Origin of the sequence: Streptomyces sp. NPDC088732 (assembly GCF_044751205.1) — a bacterium.
Taxonomy (GTDB): Bacteria; Actinomycetota; Actinomycetes; order Streptomycetales; family Streptomycetaceae; genus Actinacidiphila.
This window is the reverse complement of the sequence record NZ_JBIVLI010000015.1, coordinates 58,260-75,221: the sequence shown is the minus strand read 5'-3', so window position 1 is coordinate 75,221 and position 16,962 is coordinate 58,260. Positions and strand designations below refer to the sequence as shown.

General features: G+C 74.2%; 20 protein-coding genes. 11 read left to right on the top strand and 9 right to left on the bottom strand.

Annotation, left to right across the window (positions count from 1 at the left end):
- Positions 1-193 precede the first annotated feature (193 nt).
- The 5 genes from ACIP9H_RS24770 to ACIP9H_RS24750 all read left to right on the top strand — a co-directional run bounded on the left by ACIP9H_RS24770 (position 194) and on the right by ACIP9H_RS24750 (position 4,391).
- Positions 194-1,786 carry a serine/threonine-protein kinase gene (locus ACIP9H_RS24770; protein ID WP_401589863.1) on the top strand — a complete coding sequence of 531 codons (1,593 nt, stop codon included), beginning with the start codon at positions 194-196 and terminating at the stop codon, positions 1,784-1,786.
- Positions 1,787-1,856: 70 nt separating this feature from the next.
- The gene (locus tag ACIP9H_RS24765) at positions 1,857-2,795 is read left to right on the top strand and encodes a tellurite resistance/C4-dicarboxylate transporter family protein (RefSeq protein WP_401589866.1); all 939 of its coding nucleotides are present in this window, start codon (positions 1,857-1,859) and stop codon (positions 2,793-2,795) included.
- Between the two features lie 121 nt (positions 2,796-2,916).
- Complete coding sequence (locus ACIP9H_RS24760) at positions 2,917-3,435, top strand: hypothetical protein (RefSeq protein WP_360917090.1); 519 nt, start codon at positions 2,917-2,919, stop codon at positions 3,433-3,435.
- Complete coding sequence (locus ACIP9H_RS24755) at positions 3,432-3,776, top strand: hypothetical protein (RefSeq protein ID WP_401960883.1); 345 nt, start codon at positions 3,432-3,434, stop codon at positions 3,774-3,776. Before ACIP9H_RS24760 ends, ACIP9H_RS24755 begins: the two co-directional genes overlap by 4 nt.
- A 45-nt stretch (positions 3,777-3,821) precedes the next feature.
- The gene (locus ACIP9H_RS24750; protein ID WP_401589872.1) at positions 3,822-4,391 is read left to right on the top strand and encodes a histidine phosphatase family protein; all 570 of its coding nucleotides are present in this window, start codon (positions 3,822-3,824) and stop codon (positions 4,389-4,391) included.
- On the opposite strand, the gene ACIP9H_RS24745 is transcribed toward ACIP9H_RS24750, so the two are convergent.
- Positions 4,388-5,014 carry a YigZ family protein gene (locus tag ACIP9H_RS24745; RefSeq protein ID WP_360917081.1) on the bottom strand — a complete coding sequence of 209 codons (627 nt, stop codon included), beginning with the start codon at positions 5,012-5,014 and terminating at the stop codon, positions 4,388-4,390. The two genes, ACIP9H_RS24750 and ACIP9H_RS24745, sit on opposite strands and share 4 nt — an antisense overlap.
- A gap of 352 nt (positions 5,015-5,366) precedes the next feature.
- On the opposite strand from ACIP9H_RS24745, the gene ACIP9H_RS24740 reads away from it, so the two are divergent.
- Both ACIP9H_RS24740 and ACIP9H_RS24735 read left to right on the top strand, forming a co-directional pair.
- A complete protein-coding gene (locus tag ACIP9H_RS24740; protein ID WP_401589877.1) occupies positions 5,367-5,774 on the top strand; it encodes a CoA-binding protein in 408 nt (135 codons plus the stop codon).
- A complete protein-coding gene (locus ACIP9H_RS24735) occupies positions 5,771-6,274 on the top strand; it encodes a GNAT family N-acetyltransferase (RefSeq protein ID WP_401589880.1) in 504 nt (167 codons plus the stop codon). Before ACIP9H_RS24740 ends, ACIP9H_RS24735 begins: the two co-directional genes overlap by 4 nt.
- Here ACIP9H_RS24735 and ACIP9H_RS24730 read toward each other — a convergent pair.
- The 4 genes from ACIP9H_RS24730 to ACIP9H_RS24715 form a co-directional block, all read right to left on the bottom strand.
- Positions 6,249-7,067, bottom strand: a complete 819-nt coding sequence (locus ACIP9H_RS24730; RefSeq protein WP_401589883.1) for a GNAT family N-acetyltransferase — start codon at positions 7,065-7,067, stop codon at positions 6,249-6,251. The genes ACIP9H_RS24735 and ACIP9H_RS24730 overlap by 26 nt on opposite strands.
- Complete coding sequence (locus ACIP9H_RS24725; RefSeq protein ID WP_401589886.1) at positions 7,064-7,621, bottom strand: YbaK/EbsC family protein; 558 nt, start codon at positions 7,619-7,621, stop codon at positions 7,064-7,066. Before ACIP9H_RS24725 ends, ACIP9H_RS24730 begins: the two co-directional genes overlap by 4 nt.
- A 70-nt stretch (positions 7,622-7,691) precedes the next feature.
- Positions 7,692-8,441, bottom strand: a complete 750-nt coding sequence (locus ACIP9H_RS24720) for an acyltransferase (RefSeq protein WP_401589889.1) — start codon at positions 8,439-8,441, stop codon at positions 7,692-7,694.
- 40 nt (positions 8,442-8,481) lie between these two features.
- On the bottom strand, positions 8,482-9,402 hold the full coding sequence (locus ACIP9H_RS24715; protein WP_401589892.1) for a pseudouridine-5'-phosphate glycosidase: 921 nt from the start codon (positions 9,400-9,402) through the stop codon (positions 8,482-8,484).
- 56 nt (positions 9,403-9,458) lie between these two features.
- Here ACIP9H_RS24715 and ACIP9H_RS24710 point away from each other — a divergent pair, with 56 nt between their 5' ends.
- Positions 9,459-10,010, top strand: coding sequence for a gamma carbonic anhydrase family protein (locus ACIP9H_RS24710; protein WP_401589895.1), 552 nt, complete (start codon positions 9,459-9,461; stop codon positions 10,008-10,010).
- Between the two features lie 10 nt (positions 10,011-10,020).
- On the opposite strand, the gene ACIP9H_RS24705 is transcribed toward ACIP9H_RS24710, so the two are convergent.
- Complete coding sequence (locus ACIP9H_RS24705; RefSeq protein WP_401960876.1) at positions 10,021-10,698, bottom strand: DedA family protein; 678 nt, start codon at positions 10,696-10,698, stop codon at positions 10,021-10,023.
- Positions 10,699-10,970: 272 nt separating this feature from the next.
- On the opposite strand from ACIP9H_RS24705, the gene ACIP9H_RS24700 reads away from it, so the two are divergent.
- Complete coding sequence (locus tag ACIP9H_RS24700; protein WP_401589901.1) at positions 10,971-11,771, top strand: hypothetical protein; 801 nt, start codon at positions 10,971-10,973, stop codon at positions 11,769-11,771.
- Between the two features lie 51 nt (positions 11,772-11,822).
- Here ACIP9H_RS24700 and ACIP9H_RS24695 read toward each other — a convergent pair whose 3' ends face one another.
- A complete protein-coding gene (locus ACIP9H_RS24695) occupies positions 11,823-12,275 on the bottom strand; it encodes a DUF4442 domain-containing protein (protein ID WP_360917053.1) in 453 nt (150 codons plus the stop codon).
- Between the two features lie 72 nt (positions 12,276-12,347).
- On the opposite strand from ACIP9H_RS24695, the gene ACIP9H_RS24690 reads away from it, so the two are divergent.
- Together ACIP9H_RS24690 and ACIP9H_RS24685 are read left to right on the top strand one after the other, a co-directional pair.
- A complete protein-coding gene (locus ACIP9H_RS24690) occupies positions 12,348-13,346 on the top strand; it encodes a hypothetical protein (RefSeq protein ID WP_401960872.1) in 999 nt (332 codons plus the stop codon).
- Positions 13,347-13,433: 87 nt separating this feature from the next.
- Positions 13,434-14,771, top strand: coding sequence for an MFS transporter (locus tag ACIP9H_RS24685; protein ID WP_401960869.1), 1,338 nt, complete (start codon positions 13,434-13,436; stop codon positions 14,769-14,771).
- On the opposite strand, the gene ACIP9H_RS24680 is transcribed toward ACIP9H_RS24685, so the two are convergent.
- Together ACIP9H_RS24680 and tuf are read right to left on the bottom strand one after the other, a co-directional pair.
- Positions 14,711-15,571: a spermidine synthase gene (locus tag ACIP9H_RS24680; protein WP_401960866.1), complete on the bottom strand. Its 861-nt coding sequence runs from the start codon at positions 15,569-15,571 to the stop codon at positions 14,711-14,713. The two genes, ACIP9H_RS24685 and ACIP9H_RS24680, sit on opposite strands and share 61 nt — an antisense overlap.
- A gap of 74 nt (positions 15,572-15,645) precedes the next feature.
- Positions 15,646-16,818, bottom strand: a complete 1,173-nt coding sequence (gene tuf, locus ACIP9H_RS24675) for an elongation factor Tu (RefSeq protein ID WP_401960865.1) — start codon at positions 16,816-16,818, stop codon at positions 15,646-15,648.
- Positions 16,819-16,962 lie beyond the last annotated feature (144 nt).

Below are 16,962 nucleotides of genomic sequence, written 5' to 3'. Positions count from 1 at the left end.
GCTCCTCCGGCTCTCGTTCCGTGTGCTCGGTGTGCAACGTGCTCCGCAGGGGACCCGGTGTCCCCACCCTTCCCATGCGCTTCGGAGATCAGGCTATCCGCCACCTGTGACAACGCGTCCTGGGAGTCCGAATCCGGGCAAGGTCGGTCAAGAGGCGTCCCCGGACGTGGGTGGCGCCCGTACGATGACCGCCATGACGGCGAGCGACTCCGGCAGACCCCCCGCCCCCCTTGTCGACGGCCGGTTCGAGCTGCTGGAACGCCTCGGCGGCGGGGGCATGGGCCTGGTGTGGCGGGCCCGGGACACCGCGCTGCACCGCGAGGTCGCGCTGAAGGAAGTCCGGCTGCCGGACCCGGACTTGGGGGAGACCGACCCCGGGGCGGCGGCGAAACTGCGGGAGCGCGTGCTGCGCGAGGCCCGCGCGCTGGCCCGGGTGCACCACCCCAACGTCGTTACGATCCACCACATCGTGGACACAGCGGACCTTCCACACCCGTGGCTGGTCATGGAACTGGTCACCGGCGGCACCTTCCAGGACGTGATCGCACGGGGCCCGCTGGCGCCGCACGAGGCGGCCCGTATCGGGCGCGGCGTCCTCGCCGGGCTGTGCGCCGCCCACGCGGCCGGGGTCCAGCACCGCGACGTGAAGCCGGCGAACGTGCTGCTGCGGCCCGACGGCACCCCGGTGCTCACGGACTTCGGCATCGCCACGCTCGGCGACGCCTCGCGGCTGACCACCACCGGCGGCCTCATCGGCTCGCCCGAGTACATCGCCCCCGAACGGATCCGCGGCAAGGAGGGCGACCCCGCGTCCGATCTGTGGTCGCTCGGCATGATGCTGTACGTCGCGGTGGAGGGCGCCCATCCGCTGCGCCGCGAGACCAGCATCGCCACGCTCGTCGCGATCCTCGACGAGCCCCTCCCGCCGGCGGCGCGTTCCGGGCCCCTCGCCCCGGTGCTGGACGCACTCCTCGTACGCGACCCGGGCGCGCGGCCCGACGCGGAAAGCCTCGACCGGATGCTCGCGGAGGCCGGGCGCGCCGGGACCTCCGGGCCGCAGGACCCGGTTCCGGCCCCGGTTCACCCGGCGCCCTCCGACGCCGTACCGGCCGGCTTCGGACCCGTGCCCGCGGCTTACGGGCCGCCGCCGACGCGCGACCACCGGACCACGGGCACCCCGCCTGTCCGCCCTTCCCGCCGCCGCGGCCGGGCCGTCGCCGGCGCCTGCGCCGTCGCGGCGGTCGCCCTCGCGGGCGTCCTGCTCTGGAACCTCCTGCCGGGCCTGAACGACGCCGGCGCGCACACCTCAGGGACGCCCCGCGGCACCAGCTCGTCGGACGCCGCCGGGACGCTGCTCAGCGTCTCGGGGGCCCGCTCGATGGCCGGCGTCGTCCGGGGGGTCTCGGGCGGTACCAAGGTGCTGAGGCTCACCCTGTACCCGGACTTCGCGACCTTCGACGCCCCCACGAAGTCCGACAAGACCATCTACGACGGCTCCCTCTACCGCGACGGCAAGGCGGGCCCCTGGGGGGCCGGCGGCACCATCGACCCCGACGACGCCCTGATCGACCTCGACTCCGTCAACTGGGACGCACTGCCCGCCCTGATGAAGCGGGCCGAGAGGGACTGCGGAGTGGCGCACCCGCAGTACCTGTACCTGATCGTCGAATCGGGCCTCATCGACCACGAGCGCTACATGTCCTTCTACCGAACGGGCGACCACAGCCGCACGTGCTACATCCAGGCCACGCTCCAGGGCAAGGTCACCCGCGTCATGAAGGCCTGACGCAGCCCGGACGGCGGTACGACGGCGTGGGGAGGTGCCCCGCGGCACGGCACGGCCCACCGTGGGCACGGTGAACCTACTGACACCCGCGGCCGGCACCGTCGTGATGGCGACCGCCATCATCAGCGTGGGGTTCGGGCTGACCGGCCACCGCACGCTGTCCGTCGCGGCACTCGTGGTCGCCGGCGTGCTGTGGGCCGCGCTCGCGGCGGTGTTCGCGGTACGGCTCCTGCACTGCCCGGAACGCTGGCGCAAGGAGGCGCTGACACCTCCCGCGCTGACCGCGGTGGCGGCCACCTGCATCCTGGGCACCTGCCTGTCGCAGCAGGGCCTGCAGACCGCCGCGGCGGCCGCGCTCGCCCTGTCCGCGGCCTTGTGGCCGGCGCTGCTCGTGCCGGTGCTCCGGGGCAGGCAGCGGGGGCTGCCCGGGGTGGTGTTCCTCGTCTGCGTGGCCACGGAGGCGCTGGCCGTGGGCGCCGCGACGCTGGCCCTCGCGCGGCGGCTCGACTGGCTGTGCGGGCCCGCGCTGGCGTTCGCGCTGCTCGGCGTCGCCCTCTACGGAGTGGCGTTCGGGCGCTTCGACCGGCACCAGATCCGGACCGGCTCCGGCGACCACTGGATCGCGGGCGGCGCCCTGTCGATCGTCGCGCTCGCCTGCGACCGGCTGACGGCCGCCGCCGACCCCGACGGCCCGCTCGGCTGGGCCCCGGCCCTGCACGCCCCGCTGCGCGCCGCCGCCCTGGTCCTGCTGGCCGCCGCGCTCCTGTGGCTGCCCGTGCTGGTCTACGCCGAACTCCGCTGGCCCCGGCGGCGGTACGACATCCGCCGCTGGGCCACCGTCTTCCCGCTCGGCATGACCGCGGTGTCGGCCCTGTCGGCCGCCGCGCCGACCGGCTTCCCCGGGCTGGACGTGCTCGGGCGCGTGCTGCTCTGGGTGGCGGTGGCGGCGTGGCTCCTGACGGCGGCCGGTGCGGTCCGCTCGGCGCGGCGCGGCGGAGGTTCGCCATGACCTGGGCCCGGGCGGCGCATGGTGGTGCTGCACACCGTTCCGGCACGAGGGACGTCATGCCGGGATAATTCATATGACACTAATTTCTGTCATCTCAGTCGGTACTGATATCGTCTTCATCGTGCCCCACGACGCCCAGCTGATATTCGCCGACCACGTAGGCCGCTTCTACGCGCGCCAGTACGGCTTCCCCCCGATGGCCGGGCGCCTGCTGGGCTACCTGTTCGTCTGCGACCCCGCCCAGCAGACGATCGACGAACTGAGCGACGCCCTGCTGGCGAGCCGCAGCGCGATCACCGGTGCCGTCAAGCTGCTGGAGACGTACCGGATGGCACGCCGCACCCGCGCCGCCGGCGAGCGGGTGGACCGCGTGGTCCTCGACCCGGCGAGCCAGCAGCCGCAGAACTTCGACTCGGCCGTCCACCGGGAACACGCCGCCCTCTTCCGAGAGGGACTGGCCCTGCTCACCGAAGCCCCCGCCGAACGCCGCGCGCCACTGGAGGAGATGGTCGCCCTCGCCGACTTCCTCGGCGAGCGCCTCCCCCTGCTCCTGGAGGAGTGGCACGCCCACCGCGACGCCCTCCGGGCCGCCGGGACCCTGCCCGCACCGGACGAACACCGAGGAGAGACCGCACCATGACCGACTACCTTCCCGCCGGACTCCGCGCCCTCGCCGACGCCGGCGACCGCGACGCCGTCGACCAGGTGATCGAACTGGCCGTCGAGCACGACGACATGGACCTGCTCCGCACCTTCGCCGACGCGGGACACCGGGACGCCGCCGACATACTCATCGAACTCGCCACCGAGCAAGGCGACATGGACGAACTGCGCCGCCTCGCCGACACCGGAAACAGCGACGCCACCGACCAGCTCATCGAACTCGCCACCGAACAGGGCGACATGGACGAACTGCGCCGCCTCGCCGACAGCGGGAACACCGTTGCGGCGGAGCAGCTGAGCGAGCTCACGGCCGTATGACGTAAGGCGGTGGCCGCGGACGGGCTCGAGGCGCATTCTGCCGGTGTGACCGTCTTCCATCTGGTGCAGCACGCCGAGAAGGAACGCCTGCCCGGCGACCCGGGGTTGACCGCCGCGGGCCGGCGGCAGGCCGCCAGGACCGCCGACCGGCTGCGGCACCTCGGCGTGCGCGCCGTTCTCAGCAGCCCGCTGCGCCGGGCGCGGGAGACCGCCGCGATCATCGCGTCCCGGACGGGGCTGCCCGTCCGGGAGGACGCCCGCCTGCGGGAGCGGATGAACTGGGACCCGTCGCAGTCCGCGGAGGACTTCCTCACGGACTGGGCCGCCTCGGTGCGGGACCGCGATGCCGTCCCGGCGTCCGGCGACTCCTCCCGTGCCGCGGCGGAGCGCCTGCGCGCCTGCCTGCTCGACCTGGCAGGAGTGCCCGGCCCGGTCGCCCTCGTCACGCACGGCGGGGTGACGGTGGACCTGCTGCGCACCCTGGCCGGTGACGACGCCGTGCCGGCCGGGTTGCTGCGCGACGGCGTGCCGTCCTGCGCGATCACCACGCTCGACGGCCTGTCCGTCGTGGACATCGCCTCGACCGCGCACCTGACGGGCCCTGGACGGCCCTAGACGTCCACGTACGCGCTGCCCGAGACCTCCATCGCCGCCGAACCGGCGGAGGCGTCCGCGAGCCAGCCGCGGAAGGACTCCAGTTCCTCCTCGGGCACCCCGAGTTCGATGCGGACATCGGCCGCGTACGCCACCCCGCGCACCGCACGGCCGGCCGCGCGCAGATCGTTCTCGATGCGGCCGGCGCGCTGGTGGTCGACGACGACGGTGACCAGCGCGAGCTTCTGCCGCTCGACGGTGCCGAGCTCGTCCAGCGCGGCGGAGACCGCGCCGCCGTACGCCCGTACCAGGCCGCCCGCCCCGAGCTGGATCCCGCCGTAGTAGCGGGTGACGACGGCGACGACGTCCCGGATCTCCCGGCGCAGCAGGACCTGGAGCATGGGCGTGCCCGCGGTGCCGCCGGGCTCGCCGTCGTCGCTCGCCTTGTGCACGCGGCCCTCGGCGCCGATGACGTAGGCGTAGCAGTTGTGGCTGGCGGAGGGGTGCTCGCGGCGGACGCGGGCGATGAACTCCTGTGCCGCCGCCTCGCTCGGCACGGGCCCCAGGGCGCACAGGAAGCGCGACCGCTTGATCTCGCTCTCGTGGACGCCCGCGCGCCCGATCGTCAGATACCGCTCCACCACCCCGCCACCCTAATCCCTTGAGTGAGCAGGGCCGGAACGCCTGCGTTCGTTGCCGACGGCCCGCTTCCCCACCAGGGCGCGAGCGCGGAGGAGATCGACGAGCGTGGCCCGCAGCTCGGCGCGATCGCCCGGCCGGTCGCGAAGGAGGAGGCCCGGGTCCTCGTCGCCTGCTTCGGTCCGGACGACTGCTACGGCGTCGCCTCGACGCTCCTGCACCTCCTCGAGACCGTCCCAGCGCCTCCACGACCGCGCCGTGCACGGGGGCCTCGTCCCGGGGTCCCCGCGGGAATGGCCGGACGGGACCTCTGGTTGACTGCTGCGGAGAGTCATCGCGGGCCCGAGGGAGGACGACGTGCGGGAAGACGACGCGGCGGTACGCGAGCTGCTGACCGGTCTCGGGGACACCTGGGCCGTGGTGGGCCTGTCCAACAACACCTCGCGCGCCGCCTACGGGGTCGCCCGGGTGCTGCAGCGCTTCGGCAAGCGCGTGGTGCCGGTGCACCCGAAGGCCGAGACGGTGCACGGGGAGCAGGGCTACGCCTCGCTGGCGGACATTCCCTTCCCGGTCGACGTCGTGGACGTCTTCGTCAATTCGGAGCTGGCCGGGGCGGTGGCGGACGAGGCCGTGGCGATCGGCGCCAAGGGCGTCTGGTTCCAGCTGGACGTGATCGACGACGCGGCGTACGCGCGCACGGAGGACGCGGGCCTGGTCATGGTCATGGACCGCTGCCCGGCGATCGAGATCCCGCGCCTCGGATGACCGCGAACTCCCCCGTACGCCCCGCCCGCCCCGAGGACGCCGCCGAGCTGGTGCGCCTGCGCCGGCTGATGTTCCAGGCCATGACGGGCCGGGACGAGGCCGGGGCGTGGGAGGCCGCCGCCGAGCGGCAGGCGCGGGAGCAGCTCGCCGGCGGTGCCGGGAGGGAGCTCGGGGCGTTCGTGGTGGACGGCGACCCCGGCGCGGGGCCGCACCTGGCGGCGTGCGCGGTCGGGCGGCTGGAGCAGCGGCTGGCCGCGCCCTCGCACCCGGACGGGCGCTTCGGCTTCGTGTTCAACGTCTGCACCGATCCCCGCTACCGGGGACTGGGCCACGCGCGGGCGACGACGGGCGCGCTGCTCGCGTGGTTCGCCGAGCGCGGCGTCACGCGGGTCGACCTGCACGCCACGCCCGAGGCCGAGGCGCTGTACCGCAGCCTCGGCTTCGCCGAGCACTCCATACCGCTGTCGCTGGACCTCAGCCGGCCGCGGGTTCCGCGATGAGGGCCGTGCCGACCCGGCGGAAGCCGATACGGCCGTAGATCCGGGCCACGTCCTCGTCACCCGCCGACAGGAACACCGTGCCCATGCCGCGCGCCCTGGCGTGCGCCACGAGTACGGAGGTCACCGCGAGCGCGAGGCCGCGGCGGCGGGCGCTGGGCAGCGTGCCGACGGCGACGATCTCGCAGACCTCACCGACAGGGTTGTACTGCCCCGCGCACAGCGCTGTCGTGCCGTCCACCGCCGCCGCGTGGACGGTCAGGCCGTCTTTGACCCGCGCCTCGGCCGCCGCGAGGGCCGCCGGGGCGGCGTGCAGCACGCGGGCGGCGTCCAGTTCGCCGGTCCCGGCCGGACCGATCGCGGCGCCGGGGTGCGCGAACGCCAGGTGGGGCACCGTGATGGCGCCGGCGAACGCCGGGTCGCCGGGCTCCAGTACGCGGACGTCCACGCCGTCGACGGGCACGGGAGCGGCGCCGGCCGCCCCCGGGTCGAGCACCATCAGCGGATGCGCGTGCACGTGGAGGCCCGAGGCCTCCGCCGCCTCCCGCAGGCCGGGCGTCGTCTCGGCCACCCACTCGAAGCACTCCGGCACGCCGAGGGCCCGCTGCCGCTCCCGCACCTTGTCCACGTCCGCGCGCCCGACCCGGCCGTCCGATCCGAGCGCCGGCCGGGCGTAGTACGGCCAGCCGATCCCGTCGCGGACGAAGAGGGTCAGCGGGCCGAAGTCCTCGGCGCGGGCGGCGGCCCGGGGCACCGCGTCGTAGTAGCGCTCCAGGCGCGCCAGCACCTCGGTCACGCCGTGACACCCAGTTCCTCGACGACCTGCACGCCGGGCAGGGAGGCCAGCGCCTTGCCGGGCAGGAGCAGCTTGCCGCGGCGCCTGCCGCTGCCGATGATCACGTACGGCGTGTCCGTGACCGCCGCGTCGACCAGCAGCGGCCACGCGGCGGGCAGCCCGACCGGGGTGATGCCGCCGTACTCCATGCCGCTCTCGCCGACCGCGGTGTCCATCGGCGCGAACGAGGCCTTGCGGACGCCGAGATGGCGCCGGACGAAGCCGTTCACGTCGGCCCGGGTGGTGGCCAGGACCACGCACGCGGCGAGCGTCACGTCCTGGCCCCGCTTGCCGGCGACGACCACGCAGTTGGCGGACTGGTCCATGCCGACGCCGTAGGCCTCCGCGAAGACCGCCGTGTCCGCCTTCTCGGGGTCGGTGTCGACGAGGAGCACCTCCTCCACCGGTACCTCGCCCTGCCAGGCGGTGAGGGCCGCGGCGACGGGCTCGGGCAGCAGGTCGAGCCGCTGGACGGCCGGAGATACGTCGGTGAAGGTACCGATGGGTGCGCGCATGTCCGGCACGCTAACAAAGACGCCCAGTTGATCGCGCCCACGATCCGGAGGGCGGACAGCCCGCGCGGCGTCAGCCCTCGGGTTCGAGTTCGGCCAGGGCGGCCAGGTCGGCGAGTTGCTGGTGCGTCGCGCCCGCCGGCACGGGCACGGGCGCGGGTGTGCGCAGCGGGGGCTCCCAGCCGCGTTCGGGGTCCCAGCGCCGCACGACGCGCGCCGGGGCGCCGGCCACCACCGAGTGGTCGGGGACCTCGCCCCGGACGATCGCGCCCGCCGCGACCACCACGTTGCGCCCGAGGCGGGCTCCCGGCAGGATCACCGCTCCCGCGCCGAGCCAGCTCCCGGAGCCGATCTCGACGGGCGCGGAACGCGGCCACTGCCGGCCGATGGGCTCATGGGGGTCGTCGTAGGAGTGGTTGTCACTGGTGACGTAGACGTACGGACCGCAGTAGACGTCGTTGCCGAACACCACGGGACGCGAGGCGACGACGTGGCTTCCGCGGCCGAGGACGACGCCGTCGCCGAGGCGGACGACGGGTTCGGGGCCGAGGTCGAGCCCGGGCATCATGCCGGCGGTGAGGGTGACCTGTTCGCCGATGATGCAGTAGTCGCCGAGGTGGATCCAGCGCTCGCCGAAGATCGTGCCCTGCGGGAACGCCAGCCGGGTCCCGGTGCCGATGCGGCCGAAGCGCAGCGGTCCGGGGCGTTCGGCGGTCACCGCGCCCGCGCCCTGGACCCAGCGCCAGCCGCGGTGCACCAGGCGGGAGGCGGCGCGGCGGCGCCACGCACCCAGCGGGGAGAACAGGTTCTCGTTTTTCGGCACCCGCTCACCGTATCGAGGGCCGTCGCACGCGGCCGGTCGATCAGGTGTGATGTGCGCCGCGTTCGGACCAGGCGACGGCGAGCCGTGCGGCCAGGCGCACATTGCCGCGCACCGCGGCGAGGTTGGCCTCCAGGCTGGCCCCCGCCGTGCCCTCGACGAGCCGGCCGAGGAGGAACGGGGTGACGGCCTGCCCGGTCACGCCCTGGTCCTCGGCGGCGGCCAGCGCCTCCCCCAGCACGCGGTCGTGGAGCTCCGGGTCGAGCTGCTCCTCCCGGGGCACCGGGTTGGCGACGACGATCGCGGCGGGCGGTCCGCTCAGCTCGTCCTGGGCGGCCATGACGGCCGCGACCTCCTCGGGCGTGCCGACGGTCCAGTCGACCGGCTGCCCGGAGCCGCTGAGGTAGAAGCCGGGGAATTCCACGGTCCCGTAGCCCACGACGGTGACGCCGAGGGTCTCCAGCCGCTGCAGGGTGGCGGGGACGTCGAGGATGGACTTGACCCCGGCGCAGACCACGGTGATCCGGGTTCCGGCGAGCAGCCGCAGGTCGGCGGACTCGTCCTGCTCGTGGGTCCAGCCTCGGTGCACGCCGCCGAGCCCGCCGGTGGCGAAGAAGCGCAGCCCGGCGCGGGCGGCGAGGAACGCCGTGGCGGAGACGGTGGTGGCCCCGCTGGCGCCGGTGGCGAGGGCGACGGGCAGATCGCGGTGGCCGAGCTTGCGCATGCCCTCGTCGTGGGCGACGCGCTCCAGTTCCTCGTCGTCCAGGCCGACCCGCGGCACGCCGTCGAGGACGGCGACGGTCGCCGGTACGGCCCCGGCCTCCCGCACGGCGGCCTCCAGTTCCCGGGCGACCTGGAGGTTGCGGGGGCGGGGCAGGCCGTGGGAGATGATCGTCGACTCCAGGGCGACGACAGGCGCGCCGGACTCCAGCGCGGCGATCACATCATCGGAGAACTTCAGCACGCTGTAGGCGCTACCCGCCCCGCGATCACCGCAATCGCGGGGCTACGGTGATCCCCATGACGGAGAGAGCCTTGATCGCCGCCGTGGGCGGCCACACCCCCCAGGTGGACCCGGACGCCTTCGCCGCGCCGACCTCGGTGGTGCTGGGTGAGGTGACGATGGCGGCGGGTGCCAGCGCCTGGTACCACGCGGTGCTCCGCGGCGACTGCGCGCCGATCGCCCTCGGCGAGGGCAGCAACGTCCAGGACAACGCCACGGTCCACGCCGACCCGGGCTTCCCCGCCGTGATCGGCGCGGGCGTCACGATCGGCCACAACGCGGTGGTGCACGGCTGCGTCGTGGAGGACCACGTGCTGGTCGGCATGGGCGCGACGGTGCTCAACGGCGCGCACATCGGCACGGGTTCGCTGGTGGCGGCGGGCGCGCTCGTACCGCAGGGGATGCGCGTGCCGCCGGGCTCGCTGGTGGCCGGGGTGCCCGCCAAAGTGCGGCGCGAACTGACCGCCGAGGAGCGGGAGATGATCCGGCTCAACGCGGAGCACTACGTACAGCTGGCGGGAGCGCACCGCGCCGCGTTGGCCGACGGCGCGGCGGACTCCGCGGGCTGAGGGCGGCGGCTCAGTCGGCCGTCGCGGCGACCGCAGTCTCCTCGGGCTCCTCGGGCTCCGCGGGCCTCTCGGGCTCCGCGACGGCGGCCGCGGCGGCCTTGGCCCGGCGGCGTACGACGAGGAAGGACGCGAGGCCGATCAGCACGGCCGCGCCGAGGCCCACCCAGGAGAACCGCTTGAGCCAGGGCTCGGCGACGATGCCCACGTAGTAGATGACGGCCGTCGTGCCGCCCGCCCAGACGATGCCGCCCAGCACGTTCGCGACGAGGAACTTCCAGTACGGCATGCGCAGCACGCCGGACAGCGGCCCGGCGAAGATCCGCAGCAGTGCCACGAAGCGCCCGAAGAACACCGCCCACATGCCCCAGCGCTCGAAGGACGCCTCGGCGGTCGCGATGTGGCCGGGGGAGAAGTGCTTGGGGAAGCGCCGGCCGAGCCGGTCCATCAGCGGACGTCCGCCGCGGCGGCCGATCGCGTAGCCGATGGAGTCGCCCACGATCGCCCCGGCCGTGGCGCAGATGCCGACCACCCACGGGTTGACATGGCCCTGCGAGGCGAGCAGCGAGGCGCTCACGAGGATGATCTCGCCCGGCAGGGGTATGCCCAGGCTCTCCACACCGATCACGAGGCCCACCAGCAGATAGATGCTGACGGGCGGGATCGTCCCGAGCCACTCCTGGACGTGCAAGGCCGCTTCCTTCCCCTGGGGCGGTCGGGTACCGGTCGGCGCGCCGCGCGCGCACGTCGTTGCAGCGTATCCGACGTACGGCCCGGCGCGGCGCGGGTGACCGTGCGGCCGGCTCGCCGAGGGCTGCCGGCAACCCGTCGTTCACGGTGCCGCGCCCGTGCGGCGGCGCGTGCCGGACCCGGCGGCGTCCGGAACCGCGGTTGATGTCCCGAATGTATAACCATGTCCGCCACGCTGTCCGCATATGACGTGTACACCTCTAACGTCGATCCATGCCGAACAGCGGAAACGCCCAAGACGCCGAAGGACGCTACGACTTGCGCAGGGGCGCGGCCTCCTACGCGCCGATCGTCGGGGCGTTCGGCGCGCTGTCCCTCCCCACGGTGACGGTCCTGTTCACCGCCGAACGGCCCCCTGGTCAGGACACGCTGATCGCGATGGCCTGCGGGCTGCTGGTGGTGGCCATGATCGCGAGCCTGACCGGTTCGATCGCGCTCGCCGCGATCGGGGCCGAGCGCGACCATACGGCCAACCTCCCGGCGGCCGTCATGTACGCCGCCGTCCCGGTCGTGATCTCGCTGCTGTCGATCCTGGCGTCCTTCCAGGCCCTCGCGGCGGTGTACCTCCCGCACGAGAAGACGCTGTTCGCCGTCACCACGGGCGTCGGCGGACTCGCCGGCACCTACTTCACGTCCTTCGCCATCGGCGACAGCTGGCAGGCCGGGCCGCGGGACCCGGCGGTCCGGCAGGGCTGGCGGCCGTCACAGTGGATCAAGGGCAAGGACGACGCCTACCGGAAGGCCAACCGTGTGGCGATCACCAGCGCCGTACCCGCGGCCGCCGGGATCGTCCTCTACGCGCTGGGGCTCCACTTCCGGATCGGCTCCACCGGCGTCAACTGGCTCGTGGCCTGCAGCCTCGTGCTGGCCGTGGCGGGGACGTTCCTGGGGGTGCAGCGGACGACGCACGCGATGGAGGACTCGGCGCAGCGGGGCGTCCGCTCCTGGGAGGCGTACCTGACCTCGGCCACCATGGGGGTCTACACCCTGGCCGTACTGGTCTGCCTGCCGTGAGGTCCGCTCGGGCGGCGGTGAGCGGTGCGGGGCCGCCGCCCGGGAGGGGCCTCAGGAGTTGGGGCGCAGGGTCCACACGATCGACATCTCGCCGGTCACGGCGCCGTCCTCGCGCCGGATGGCGACGGTGACCGGGAACTCGGGGCGCTCGCCCTTGTCGAGTTCGGCGACGACATCGGCGGCGGGGCGGCCGAGTTCGGCGGTGGCGGTGACCGGGCCCATGGCGAGCTTCTTATACGCGATCTCGGCGCGGACGGCGAGGGGCACCGCGCGGGAGAGCTGGTCGGCGAAGGCGGCGAGCACGATGGCGCCGCTGGCGGACTCGGCGAGGGTGAACATGGCACCGGCGTGGGGGCCGCCCACGTGGTTGTGGTAGTCGGCCTGGTCGGGGAGGCGGAGCACCGCGCGCTCGGCGGTGGTCTCCAGGTACTCGAGGTTGAGGGTGCGCACCATGGGCACGGTGGCCGTCAGGAGCTCGGCTATCTGCGGCTGGTTCTCGGACATGGCCGGATGTTACCAGCTGGTAATGACGGGATCCATGGAACCGGGAGGCCCCAACCCCTAGTGTTTCCAGCCATGTGGCCAGGAGAGCAGCAGCCCGGGGGACAGCAGTATCCGCAAGCGCCCGGGGGTCAGCGGTATCCGCAGCAGCCCCCGCAGCCGTTCCCCTCTCCGTACGCACCGCAGCAGCACCCGGCCTATCAGCCGCCGCCCCCGCCGTGGGGCGCGCAGACGCTGCCGGGCGGCCCCGGGGCGCCGAAGCCGCCCGGCAACCGGCGGGGCGTGGCCGTCGCGGTGTCCGTGGTCGCCGCCGCGGCGGTCGCCGCGGCCGGTGTGCTGATCGCCGTGAAACTGACCGGCGACGACTCCGGCGGCCCCGAGGCCGGCCCTTCCGCGAGCGGCGCCCGAACGGCCTCGGCGAGCTCTTCGGACGAGGCGTCCTCCGCTCCCACGGCGCCGTCGTCGCCCGCGTCCGCAGGTGCCTCCGACGAGGGGCCCGGCGCCGACGACGCCCGCGGCAACCCCGGCGACAGCGCGATCAAGCCCGTGGTCGCCGGGTGGCGGACCGTCGTCCGCGGCGACATGGGCGTCGCCTACGACGTCCCCGCGAACTGGACCGTGAAGTCGGCGGGCCTGCTCATCGGGTACGAGTGGGACAAGAACCGCATCGTCACCGGCGGCGCCGCCACCCTCGGCGAGGACTGGTGCGGCACCGACCAGCGCGGCCTGGCCGGCGTGAAGGGCGGCAAGGGCGCCAAGAGCCTGCAGTCCGAGGCGGCCAACGAGGCCTACAACTGGGCGTTCGCCAAGTACAACCAGGAGGGCGGGACCAAGCTCACGCAGTCCGCGACCCGCGCCTACAAGAACCGTCAGGGCGTCGGCGGCTGGATCTCCAGCACTCGGGCGACCGGCATGAAGGGCAAGTGCGCGGCCGACGGCACCGCCTACAGCTTCACCTTCCTCGGCAAGGACAAGGAGGTCCGCTCCTGGATCCTGGTCGTGGACGGCTTCAAGGGGGGTCCGGACGCGGCGACCGTCGCCAAGGTGCGCGACAGCGTCCGCCTCATCGGCTGAGCACGCTGTAGTAGGCGGGCCCCGAACCGCCGGGCCCTGCGCGAAATGGACTTGGCAGACGGCAGCCCGGGCGACCATAGTCCCCGGGTGACCCCCGCAGCCTCCCGCCTCCGCCTGCCCCGCTTCCCCGACTGGGCGGGGCGCAACTTCCGCCTGCTGGCCGCGGCCGCCTTCGTGACCAACCTCGGCACTTCCGGCGCCGTGGTCGCCTCGGCCTTCGCCGTCCTGCGGGCCGGCGGCGACGGCACGGACGTGGGCCTGGTCGCGGCGGCACGCACGGTGCCGCTGGTGGTCTTCCTGCTCATCGGCGGCGCGGTCGCGGACCGGCTGCCCCGGCACCGGGTCATGGTCGCCGCGAACTGCCTGAACGCCGTCTCCCAGGGCGTGTTCGCCCTGCTCGTGCTCTCCGGTGACGCCCGCATCTGGCAGATGGCGGCGCTGTCCGCGCTGGGCGGCACGGGCACCGCGTTCTTCGCGCCCGCGAACGAGGGCATGCTGCTGTCCACCGTCGACGGGGCCCACGCAGGCCGCGCCTTCGCCGTCTTCCGGCTGGGAGTGAACGGCGCCAATGTCGGCGGCGCCGCGCTCGCCGGGGCGCTCATCGCGCTCGTCGGCCCGGGATGGGTCCTGGCCGTGGACGCGGCCTGCTTCGCGTTCGCGGCGTCGCTGCGCGCGCTGCTGCGGGTGGCACGGCCCGCGGCGCCGGCCGCGCCCGGTGGCGGCCTCCTGCGCGATCTGCACGACGGCTGGCGGGAGTTCGCGTCCCGGCGCTGGCTGTGGGCCATCGTGGTGCAGTTCTCCGTCGTCAACGCGGTCATGGTCGCGGCGGAGGCGGTGTACGGCCCCCTGGTCTCGCAGGCCCGGCTCGGCGGCGCGGGTCCGTGGGGCGCGGCGCTGGCCGCGTTCGGCCTGGGGAACATCGCGGGCGGATTCCTCATGCTGCGCTGGCGTCCGCGGCGCATCCTGCTCGCGGGCACCCTCTGCGTCTTCCCGTTCGCCCTGCCCGCGGTGGCGCTCGCGCTGGTCCTGCCGGTGCCGCTCCTCGCGGCGACGATGCTCGTGGCCGGGCTCTCCGTGGAGGTCTTCGGCGTGACGTGGATGATGGCGCTGCGGCAGGAGATCCCGGAGGACAAGCTGTCCCGGGTCGCCGCCTACGACTGGTTCGGGTCGGTGTCGATGATCCCTCTCGGCACCGCGCTCGCGGGCCCCGCGGCCGGCGCCTTCGGGCTGACCGGGGCCCTGTGGGGCTGCGCGGGGCTCGCCGTCCTCCTCACCGCCGCCGTCCTGCTCGCCCCCGAGGTGCGCCAACTGCGGCGCAGGGACACCACCGCCGAGGTCGCCGGCGGCGGACCCGCACACATCGCTCAGCCCACCCCGAACGACCCGCCCGGCGGCTCCGGCGAGGGCACCGCGTCCCTGTCGTGAACGGGCCGCGCCCGCCGCACGAAGACCGTGAGGGCATCACCGTGCACGACCCGCGCCGGGAAGGCATCCGCGACAGTGCGCCGCACAAGCCGCGCGACCGGCAACGGCCGCCGGGACGCGGCCAGCACGGTGTTCCCGAAGCGGCGGCCCCGCAGCACACCGGGCTCCGCGATCAGGCAGACCTCGCCGAACAGGTCGTTCAGACCCGCGATCTGGGGCCGCAGGAAGTCGAAGGGCGCGGAGTCGGCGAGATTGGCCAGGTAGACGCCGTCCGGACGCAGCACGCGCGCGGCCTCGGTGAGGAACTCGTACGACGTGAGGTGCGCGGGCACCCGCGAGCCGCCGAAGACGTCGGCGACCACGACGTCCGCCGAGGCGTCCGGCGCCGCCGTCAGCCAGCTGCGGGCGTCCTCCGTCGCCACGGTCAGTCCTCCGGCGGCGCCCGCGGGCAGCGGCAGCTCGCGGGCGACCAGCTCCGCGAGTGCCCGGTCGGCCTCGACCACGCGCTGGCGCGAGCCGGGCCGGGTGGCGGCGGTGTACCGCGGCAGCGTCAGCGCGCCGCCGCCGAGGTGGACGACGTCCAGCGGCTGCCCGGCGGGCGACGACTCGTCCAGGACGTGGGCCAGGCGCCGGGTGTACTCGAACTCCAGGTGCGTCGGGTCGTCGAGGTCGACGTACGACTGAGGGGCACCGTCGACGGTCAGCAGCCAGCCGGCGGGCCGGTCCACGTCGGGCAGCAGTTTCGCCGCGCCGAAGTCCACCGCCTCGCTCACCGGGATGCGTTCGTCGTCGTCCTCCACCGGACCATTGTCCCAGCGCGGAGCGCGCCCGTTCGCGGGGGCCCGGGCCGGGCCCGGGCCCCCGCGTCAGGCGGTCAGTCGAGCAGCTCGGTGACGGTACCGGCGCCGACGGTGCGCCCGCCCTCGCGGACGGCGAAGCCGAGACCCGTCTCCAGCGGCACCGCCCGGCCCAGCTCGACCGTCATCTCCACCCTCGCCCCCGGCAGCGCGATCCCGGCCGCGCCGAGGTCCACGTCGCCGACGACGTCCGCCGTCCGCACGTAGAACTGCGGGCGGTAGCCGGTCGCGATGCCTGTGCGCCGCCCGCCCTCGGCGGCCGGCAGCAGGTACACCCCGGCCCGGAACCGGCGGCTGGGCGTGACGCTCCCGGGCGCGGCGACGACGTGGCCGCGCCGCACGACGTCGCGCGGGACGCCGCGCAGCAGCAGTGCGACGTTGTCGCCGGCCTGGGCCTCGTCCATCGGCTTGCCGAAGGTCTCCAGCCCGGTGACCACGGACGCGGTGTCCGCACCGAGCACCTCGACACGGTCCCCCACCCGGACCGTGCCGCGCTCCACCGCGCCGGTGACGACCGTGCCGCGGCCGGTGATGGTCAGCACGTTCTCCACCGGCAGCAGGAACGGCGCGTCGGTGTAGCGGTGCGGCATCGGCACGTACGCGTCCACGGCGTCGAGCAGTTCGCCGATCGCCGCCGTCCACCGCGGGTCGCCCTCCAGCGCCTTGAGCCCGGAGACCCGGACGACAGGCAGAGTGTCCCCGGGATAGCCCTGGCCGGAGAGCAGCTCACGCACCTCCAGCTCGACCAGGTCGGTCAGTTCGGGGTCCCCGGCGTCGGCCTTGTTGAGCGCGACGACGATGTGCCCGACGCCGACCTGCCGGGCGAGCAGCACGTGCTCGGCGGTCTGCGGCATGACCCCGTCGAGGGCCGAGACGACCAGGATCGCGCCGTCGAGCTGCGCCGCCCCGGTGATCATGTTCTTCACGTAGTCGGCGTGCCCCGGCATGTCGACGTGGGCGTAGTGCCGGGTGGCCGTCTCGTACTCGACGTGCGCGATGGTGATGGTGATCCCGCGGGCGGCCTCCTCCGGGGCCTTGTCGATCCGGTCGAACGGCACGAAGGCGGCGGAACCGCGGTCGCTGAGGACCTTGGTGATGGCGGCGGTGAGGGTGGTCTTGCCGTGGTCGACATGGCCCATGGTGCCGATGTTCAGATGCGGCTTGGTGCGCTGGTACGCCTGCTTGGGCATGGTGAGGTGCTTCCTCGATCAGTCGACTCGTCTGTGGTGTCGACAAGCCGATCTGCGGAACGGGACCCCTGCGTCCTGCCGACCCTCCCCTGCGGGGTCCGCCGGACTGTCCGGGGAGGGTCAGGTTCGGGCGCCGCCGAACGC